The sequence below is a fragment of the Clostridium sp. UBA4395 genome, assembly GCF_002390995.1.
Taxonomy (GTDB): domain Bacteria; phylum Bacillota; class Clostridia; order Clostridiales; family Clostridiaceae; genus Clostridium_J; species Clostridium_J sulfidigenes.
Genome location: NZ_DGRF01000085.1, coordinates 1 through 9,003, shown reverse-complemented (window position 1 = coordinate 9,003; position 9,003 = coordinate 1). Strand labels below are relative to the sequence as shown.

Here is a 9,003-nt window from a genome sequence, read left to right as displayed (position 1 = left end):
TAATTTTGATACAGCCCCTTTTAATATTTTTTCACTAATATGGCTAGAATACAAAGGCAGATTAGAATTTTAATTATATATTTAGATTAAATTTTATGTTAATTTCATATAAAATGTTTATAAAAGTTATTAGCTAGATGCAAGCTAATGAAAGTATAGATTAAATTTGGTATAATAATTAGTAATTAGGAATTATTATATTAACAATAGTTAAGAAAGAGTGAAGATAAATGAATAAAAAAAGTCATCAAACAAAGTGGAGACGATTAGATAATACAGCAAAAATATTTCCTGTCATTGCTAATGAAAACTTAAGTAATGTATTTAGAGTGTCTGTCACTTTGAAGGGAGATGTAGTACCAGAAATTTTACAGCAAGCATTAGAAGAGGTACTTCCATGGTTTGATGGATTTAACGTAAGGCTTAGAAGAGGTTTTTTTTGGTATTACTTTGAAACTAATAAAAAAATGCCCATAGTAGAAAAAGAAGCTACTTACCCATGTAAGTATATAGACCCACGTAGTAATCAGCAATTTTTATTTCGTGTATCTTACTATGAAAAAAGAATTAACTTAGAGGTTTTTCATGCCATTACAGATGGAATGGGTGCTATTAACTTTTTAAAGGAACTTACTTATCACTATGTAGAACTACTTAAAATCAAGGATTCCTCTAAAAAAGTTACAAGGAGACCCAGTAGTGAATGTATACTTGATACTGAGGATAGTTATTTAAAAAATTATAAGAGGTTAGCTAAGAAACCTTATAGTACTAAAAAGGCTTATCAGTTAAAGGGAGAAGTACTATATCTAGATACAGTAAGTGTTATTCATGGTTATGTTGACCTAGCAGGACTTAAATCAAAATGTAAAGAAAAAGGAGTAAGTATAACTAGATACTTATTAGCGTTATTGATATGGTGTATTTATGAGGAATACTTAAATAAGCAAAAACATGAAGACCCTATATCAATTAATTTACCTATTAATCTTAGATCTTTCTTTGATTCTACAACTACTATGAACTTCTTTGCTGTAACAGCCATAGAATTTTTATCTGATGGAAAAGAGCATAGTTTTGAGGATATTCTTTTTATGGTAAATAAACAGATGGATGAAAATATAACTAAAGAGAAGCTAGAAGAAACTATTTCTTATAATGTATCCAACGAGAAAAAACCTTTAGTTAGATTTGCTCCACTAGTCCTTAAGTATATTGCATTACAGTTAGTTTACGGAAGAATAAGTAGGGGAAATACTATGACTCTATCTAACTTAGGATATATAAAGGTTCTCCCAGAATTTGAGGAGTACATAGAGAACTTTCATTTTATTATAGGTGTATCTAAAAAACAAAAAATGAAGTGTGGAGTATGCTCTTATAAAGATAAAGTGGTAGTGACTTTTTCCTCAGTGTTAGGAGATACATATTTGCAAAGAGCTTTCTTTAGAGCTTTAACTAAAGAAGGAATTGGTGTAACAATAGAAAGTAATGGTGTATTAAATGAAAAGGTGTAGAAGATGTCAAGTAAACATATTGGATGAAACACATACTTGCCCTCTATGCAGGAGAGTATTAGAGTATGATGAAATGAATGAAGAATCCACAAGAATGTATCCTAATGTTGAGTTTGATATAGGTAAATATAACAAAATAAAAAGAATTTTTTTGTTTATATTAACTGTAGTTTCTGTAGTTTTAGGTTTTATTAATTATATTACCTACTCAGGAGTTATATGGTCTTTAATTGCGGTGGTTGGAATTATATATTTTGGAGTTACAGTTACCTATTCCATTATGAATAATGCTAATTTGGCCTCTAAAATATTAGTTCAAACCATAGGAGCTGGAATACTAGTTGTAGTCATTGATAATGTTACAGGATACATTGGATGGTCTGTGAACTATGCAGTCCCTGCAATGATACTATTTGCTAACTTAGCAATTGTGCTTCTTATGATAGTTAATCCAATGAATTGGCAAAGTTATTTTATGTATCAAATTGCTATTACTATTTTTAGCTTTATTCCTTTGATACTATTTTGGGTAAAATTAATAGATAGACCATTTTTAGCTATTTTAACTAGTGGAATTTCAATTCTTATTTTAATTGGTACCATAGTTTTTGGGGATAGAAGCGTAAAAAATGAATTAATTCGCAGATTTAATACCTAGGAGAGAGAAGATGAAAGAGAAAAAGATTAGTATTCGTGGAAATTTAGTTAGAGAATTAATTAATAATATTACAGATACTTCCTTGGGGGAACCAATTCAAACAGGAAAATTTAGAAAGCATCCTGTAGAACCACCTTGGAAGTGTCCTAATGGATATTTATATGAAAAAATAGAGTTAGATAATTTTGTTATGGAATACTTAAAGCCAGAAGAAAAATCTAACGGTAAAGTAATTCTGCAACTTCATGGTGGAGGCTACATTGGTCCCATGAAAAATGTGTATAGAAGATTTGCAGTAAATTATTCAGAACTAGGTAAAAGTACAGAAGTTTTAACTATTGATTATAGAGTAGCTCCAGAGAATCCATTTCCGGCAGCATTAGAAGATGCAATAGCTGCTTATCAGTGGCTTATAGAAGAAAAAAATTATGAATCAAATAAAATCATGGTAGTAGGAGATTCTGCTGGAGGAGGACTTGCATTAGCACTGTGTCTTTACCTAAGAGATAATGAAATTTCTCTTCCGGCAGGAATTGTAGTTATGTCACCTTGGAATGATTTGACTCATAGTGGTACAAGTTATATAGAAAATTATGAGATTGATCCTCTTTTTGGTAAGACTACAAACAATATGCTATATGATTCATCATATATAGGAGATAATAATCCTCATAACCCATATATATCACCGGTATATGGAGATTTTACAGGATTTCCACCAATGCTTATGCAAGTGGGAACCCATGAAGTTCTTTTAAGTGATACCCTCACTGTGGCAGAAAGAGCAAGAAATCAAAAGGTTAAAGTTAAATTGTCTGTTTATGAAGGTATGTTTCATGTGTTTCAAATGGCAGGAGATTTAATTCCGGAAAGTAAAGCGGCATGGAAGGAAGTTGGAACTTTTATAAATAAAATTTGGAAAACTAAATAGTGATAATAGATTTAACTATTTTGGGGAAGGGGAATAAATCATTGAATATTATTACTGTAAACAATGAAAATATTGAAAAGGAACATATTTGCTGTGCTATTGCTGATAAGAAAGGTGAATGCCAAGTGTCATCGAAGAAAGCATGGATGAAGGCTAGGTTCGCTGATGGATTGGTATTCAAAAAAGGTGATGTAAGAGGTAAAGTTTTTATTGAGTATATACCTGCAGAGAAAGCTTGGTGTCCTATTATTGCAGAAGAGTACATGTTCATTAATTGTCTTTGGGTATCTGGTCAATATAAGGGTCAAGGGATTTCGAATAAATTATTAAATGAATGTATTATAGATAGTAAAAACAAAGGGAAAAAGGGATTAGTAATCCTATCTTCAGATAAAAAAAGACCTTATTTAGCAGATAAAAAATATCTAATTCATAAGGGGTTCTTAATTGCAGATAGAGCAGAGCCTTATTATGAACTGTTATATTTACCTTTTAAAGATGGAGAAAGTAACCCTTCATTTAAGTTATGTGCAAAGGAAGGTAAAATAGATGAAATGGGATTTGTACTTTATTATAGTAATCAATGTCCTTTTACAGCTAAGTATGTGCCTCTTGTTGAGGAAATTGCTAAAAGTATGAATATTAATATGCAGGTTAAGAAATATGAAACTATAGAAGAAGCTCAAAATTCACCAACACCATTTACTACCTATAGTTTATTTTATAATGGAGAATTTATAACAAATGATATCTTAAATGAGAAAAAATTTATTAAAATATTAGAAGAAAATCAAGATCACAGTAAAGGAGAGGTGTAGTTTAAATGGCATTAAGAAAAATTAGACTTTCAAATGATGAGATATTAAGAAAAAAAAGCAAAGTGGTTGAAAAGGTAGATGATAGAATAAGATTAATCTTAAATGATATGGCAGATACTATGTATAATACAGAAAATGGTGGTGGATTAGCTGCTCCACAGGTAGGAATATTAAAAAGATTAGTTGTAATGGATATGGGACAAGGATTGATTAAACTAGTTAATCCAGAGATAATCTACAAAGAAGGAGAACAAAAGGTGGTAGAAGGCTGCTTAAGTATACCAGATACTTGGGGAAAACTAAAAAGACCAGCGAAGGTTATAGTGCAAGCCTTAGATGAAAAAGGTGAAGAAGTTACATTTACCGGTACAGGTGACTTAGCAAAATGTTTCTGTCATGAGATTGATCATTTAGATGGGATACTCTTTACGGATCTTGTAACAGAATATGTAAAATAATATAGTGTATTAGTATCAATAGAATATTTTTAGTTTAGACAAATTATTTACTTCGTATTTATAGATAATATTAAATAAAGTTACCTTGTTATAACCTAAACAACAAGGTAACTTTATTTTTAATTATATTTAAAATATTTTAAATATTTAAGATTGATATATTAGGGTATATTTTATCATTTGTCTAATTTATATAAATTTTTACAAAAAAACAAGATTGATATGTTATTTAACAAATAATTGTAGTATAATATTTTCTGTGGACTACCTATATTACAAGATAAAAAAATTATTCAAGTGAAGGATATTAAAATTACTAATTATATTAGAGTTGAAATTATTTTCGCTGAAATGAATGTTGTATAGTGAGGTACATAGTCTAAAGAATAATATTCTTGAAAAAGAGAATCTACAAGGAGGAACATTATGAAAAAAATTATATCTCTTTTACTAAGCGCAACACTTTTAATATCTCTTGTTGGTTGTGGAAAAGAATCACCTGATACTAATACCAAGAATAATACTAATACTACTGAAACTAAGTCTGAGGAAAAAGCAAAAGATGTAAGCGAAGAAGCTAAAGAAACAGACACTAACAAAAAAGCTTCAGTTGGTATGAATTCTGCTACTGATTGGAAAAAAATGACTTTGGCATTTGATGGTGCTCTTTATACAATTCCCTTTGATTACAGTAAGATTGAAAAAGAGTGGACTTTTAACTTAGCAGACTATGGTCATGATGATGGTTATGTTATGAACAAAGGGGATAAAGTTTCTAGTAGCATTGATTTAAAAAGCACTAAGTATGATGCGAAGATAGACGCGGGTTTTGAAAATACTACAGATGGAGCAAAAGATATTAAAGAATGTCAGATATGGTCAATGGGTATGGATATTACATATGTAGATAGCTATCCTGAAATTGAATTACCAGCTGGAATAACATGGGGAAGTACGAAAGATGATATTGTAGCTGCATATGGTGAGCCAGATGAGGAACCTTATCGTGCAGAAGATTTAGGATATTGGGAATATACTTACTATCATGACTACACCCAAAAGTTAAAATTAACAATTTATGATGACAAGGGTCTTGTTAACTTTTCATATCAAATTTATAATTAAGTAAATTACGACTAAGGTAGTAGAGGTTAGTTAGCTATACTTATCACTGTAAATTTAAGAGACAATCTTCTATATATAGGAGATTGTCTTATTTTATAATTATTTTGAGTTATTGGGATAAATAAATTTTATAGCTTCATTAAAATATTATAATTTTAATGAAGTATTTTAATAAGAAAAATATAAAATTAAGGAATTATATAGGTTTTAAAAAACTTAAAATAAAATTGTATAAAGTATCTTTATACACAAAAAAATTAATGTAAAATAAAGAATATTATAACAATATATTTTATTATGATATATAATTAAATAGATGTTTTATGGTAAAGAGAGGTACTTAATGGTGGATGATCAAAATATACAGAATAAAATAATAAGTATAGAAAAGTTGATTGAGTTTGCTAAGGCTTTTATTTATGATTTAAAGGTGGGTTTAAAGTGATAATTACCTGGGGAGAGGTTTTTAATGTGAATTTTGAAGTTGTTTTAAGAGAAAAGTACTTAGAAAATCCCTGCTCATTTCAGCCAACGGCGTTATGGAAAACTGTAAAGATGACTTCTGATTTTAAAAAGGAAATTAAAGTTAATAATAATGAAGTTGTATATCTTATTATAGAAAATGAATCTATGCTTCATACCTATTGGTTTAGTAGTGAATATAGTATATATCCTAAAATTAAAGACAACTATGAAATGATGATTTTGCATGATAACTTTATTGATAAATTTAATACAGTAAATTTTATAGATGAAAAGTATTTTAAACTTATTCATAATCTCAAAAATATTCATAAGGAAGAATTAGATAGAAGATTCTCATTTCAGACTGTGAATATACCAAGAGAAGCGGATATAGTATCAGATATAATTTGCAAATGTTATACAGATATTAGAGTAACTCCTGAGGAAGTTTTAGAGTGGACTAAAGAAAAAGTTTTTGATAATAGTCTATGGGTTTTGGTGGTGGATAATATAAAAGAAATGCCTATTGCTTTAGGTATAGCTGAGTGTGATGAAGATATTATGGAAGGTTCCTTGGAATGGATACAAGTACTGCCTCAATATAGGGGGTATGGAATAGGAGTTGCTCTTGTAAATTTTTTATTATTGATACTTAAAGAAAAATCTAAATTTGTTACTGTATCAGGAAAAATTGATAATAAGACAAACCCGCAAAGGATGTATCGTAAATGTGGATTTCAAGGAAATGATATTTGGCATATTTTAAGAAGAAAATTATAGATAAGGCTTATTTTCAAAATTAATGAACCTTTAGTATAGGTGCTTTTATATAGCAAAATTCCTGAAACCCGCATGAATAGAACAACTATTTAACTATTTAACTAGTTTCATAGGTAAATAGTTAAATAGGAGAAATTTTAAATAGTTAGGAGAATATTTATGTATAATATCCGCTATGCTACTATTGATGATGCAAAGATACTAGGAGAAATTCATTCTAAGTCATGGAAAGATGCCTATAGAGGTATTGTTTCAAATGAAATTTTAGATAATATAACTCCCAGTAAAAGAGAAATATATTTTAAGAAGGCTCTATCAGAAAAATGGGAAGAGGATGCCATTATATTTAAAGAAGATGTACCTATTGGATTAATATGTATAGGTAAATGTAGAGATGATGATAAGAAGGAATTAAGTGGAGAAATATGGGGTATATATTTATTGCCTCAGTATTGGAGCATGGGAGTAGGCTCAGAATTAATTCGGTGGGGAATGAATGAATTAAGAAAAAGAAGCTATAAGGAGATAACTTTATGGGTTCTTGAAGAAAATATTAGAGCAAGGAGATTTTATGAGAAAATTGGTTTTTATCATGATGGAACAGTAAAGGAAATTAATATTGGTAAGAAGCTAAAAGAGTATCGTTATGTAAAAGAAATTGAACAATTAAAGGAGGTGACTTTTAGGCAATGAGCCTAAAAATAAATTATGACAACTCAAAGAGAAAAAGTAAATTCTAGAGGCGAGACCTTGGAAAAATTTTTGGAAAGATATAATCCTGAGAAATATAAGAAGCCTGCAGTGACAGTGGATACTTTAATATTTACTGAGAAAAAGGTGCATGAAGAAAAAAATCAACTACAAATATTGTTAGTGAAGAGAAAAGATCATCCTTGTATAGGTAAGTGGGCAATTCCTGGAGGATTTGTGAACATGGATGAAGATATAGAGGCTGCAGCTCTTAGGGAATTGAAAGAAGAAACCAATGTGGATGATGTTTATCTAGAGCAACTATATACCTTTGGAGACGTAGGAAGAGATCCACGAGATAGGATTATAAGTGTTTCATATGTTGCATTAGTAGATTATGATAAATTAAAACCTAAGGCTGGAGATGATGCAGCAGAAGTGGCTTGGTTTAGAGTTGAAAAAAATTTTTTAAACTCTAGTCAGGAAGAAGGTGCCTACAGACTAATTTTTTATAATGATGAAAGAAAGATAAAAATAGAATATTTAGTATTAGAAAAGAGTGTTAAAAAAGGAATTGGTAGAAGCAGAGAAGTATATATAAAACCTTCAATGGAAAATACAGACTTATTAGCTTTTGACCATGAAAAAATGATTAATTTAGCTATTAACAAGTTAAATATTCTTAGGTAAACTAATACACTTATATTTTGAAATTGTTAAGCAAATGAGGAAATAATCTTTGTTTGTAACACTTATTACAGCAATTTATAGTGCTATGTGATATTATATTACAAAATGAAGAAATAAAGGATTAGTAAGGAATGGTGAAGTCTTATGGATGAAAAATGGATTAATCAGTTATTGACCATTGAATTATTTAAAGATATTGAAAAAGAAGAACTTAAAAGTGTATTAAGCTGTTTAAAGTCTAGCATAAAAACCTATAAAAAAAGAGATATAATAACTATTGAAAAAGACAAATTAACTGGGATAGGAGTAGTTTTGGAGGGTGAAGTAAGTGTTAGTAAGGAAACTTTAGATGGGGATAGAGTTATGATGTCAAGAGTAAAAAGAGGAGATTTATTTGGAGAGATAGATGCTTTTTCTAAGGATGGATGGCTTTCAACTGTAGAGGCATATACTGATTGTACTATCCTATTTTTGCACCCAGATAAGATTGTAGGAGTATGCAATAAAGCCTGTGAAGGACATAAAAATTTAATACAGAATATGTTACAAATAGTAGCTAAAAAAGCTCTTAGTTTAAATGAAAAGGTAGAAATTCTTTCATTAAAAAGTATAAGAAAAAAAATTAGCACATACTTGATTCAGCAATATAGTATTAATAACAGTCTTACCTTTGATATACCTTTAAAGAGAAATGAATTAGCTGAATATATACTTGTATCTAGACCTTCCCTTTCAAGAGAATTAATAAATATGAAGGAAGAAGGAATTATAGATTTTCACAGAAGCTCCTTTAGAATAATTGATCTAAAAGGTTTAAGAGAATGTCTAGGATAGCGAGTTATTCAAGAGGGGGCTGTCGCAATAGCGGTTG

Annotated in this window: 10 protein-coding genes; all 10 read left to right on the top strand. The window is 29.3% G+C overall.

Annotation, left to right across the window (positions count from 1 at the left end; all coding sequences use genetic code 11):
- Window positions 1-230 precede the first annotated feature (230 nt).
- The 10 genes from B2694_RS16325 to B2694_RS16280 all read left to right on the top strand — a co-directional run bounded on the left by B2694_RS16325 (window position 231) and on the right by B2694_RS16280 (window position 8,966).
- Complete coding sequence (locus B2694_RS16325) at window positions 231-1,517, top strand: hypothetical protein (protein WP_346886646.1); 1,287 nt, start codon at window positions 231-233, stop codon at window positions 1,515-1,517.
- The gene (locus tag B2694_RS16320) at window positions 1,504-2,175 is read left to right on the top strand and encodes a DUF6320 domain-containing protein (RefSeq protein ID WP_035129438.1); all 672 of its coding nucleotides are present in this window, start codon (window positions 1,504-1,506) and stop codon (window positions 2,173-2,175) included. The genes B2694_RS16325 and B2694_RS16320 overlap by 14 nt, the downstream gene beginning before the upstream one ends.
- Window positions 2,176-2,185: 10 nt before the next feature.
- Window positions 2,186-3,106 carry an alpha/beta hydrolase gene (locus B2694_RS16315; protein WP_346886645.1) on the top strand — a complete coding sequence of 307 codons (921 nt, stop codon included), beginning with the start codon at window positions 2,186-2,188 and terminating at the stop codon, window positions 3,104-3,106.
- 41 nt (window positions 3,107-3,147) lie between these two features.
- The gene (locus B2694_RS16310) at window positions 3,148-3,924 is read left to right on the top strand and encodes an N-acetyltransferase (RefSeq protein ID WP_346886644.1); all 777 of its coding nucleotides are present in this window, start codon (window positions 3,148-3,150) and stop codon (window positions 3,922-3,924) included.
- A gap of 5 nt (window positions 3,925-3,929) precedes the next feature.
- Window positions 3,930-4,382, top strand: a complete 453-nt coding sequence (gene def, locus B2694_RS16305) for a peptide deformylase (RefSeq protein WP_346886643.1) — start codon at window positions 3,930-3,932, stop codon at window positions 4,380-4,382.
- A gap of 426 nt (window positions 4,383-4,808) precedes the next feature.
- Window positions 4,809-5,507: a hypothetical protein gene (locus B2694_RS16300; protein WP_346886642.1), complete on the top strand. Its 699-nt coding sequence runs from the start codon at window positions 4,809-4,811 to the stop codon at window positions 5,505-5,507.
- A 441-nt stretch (window positions 5,508-5,948) separates the two neighbouring features.
- Window positions 5,949-6,752 (top strand): GNAT family N-acetyltransferase, encoded by an 804-nt coding sequence (locus B2694_RS16295; protein WP_346886641.1) that lies wholly within the window; start codon window positions 5,949-5,951, stop codon window positions 6,750-6,752.
- A 159-nt stretch (window positions 6,753-6,911) separates the two neighbouring features.
- The gene (locus B2694_RS16290) at window positions 6,912-7,445 is read left to right on the top strand and encodes a GNAT family N-acetyltransferase (protein ID WP_346886640.1); all 534 of its coding nucleotides are present in this window, start codon (window positions 6,912-6,914) and stop codon (window positions 7,443-7,445) included.
- Between the two features lie 15 nt (window positions 7,446-7,460).
- Window positions 7,461-8,132 (top strand): NUDIX hydrolase, encoded by a 672-nt coding sequence (locus B2694_RS16285; RefSeq protein WP_346886639.1) that lies wholly within the window; start codon window positions 7,461-7,463, stop codon window positions 8,130-8,132.
- Window positions 8,133-8,276: 144 nt separating this feature from the next.
- Entirely contained in the window at window positions 8,277-8,966 is a 690-nt protein-coding gene (locus tag B2694_RS16280; protein ID WP_346886638.1) for a Crp/Fnr family transcriptional regulator, read from the top strand.
- Window positions 8,967-9,003: the final 37 nt, after the last annotated feature.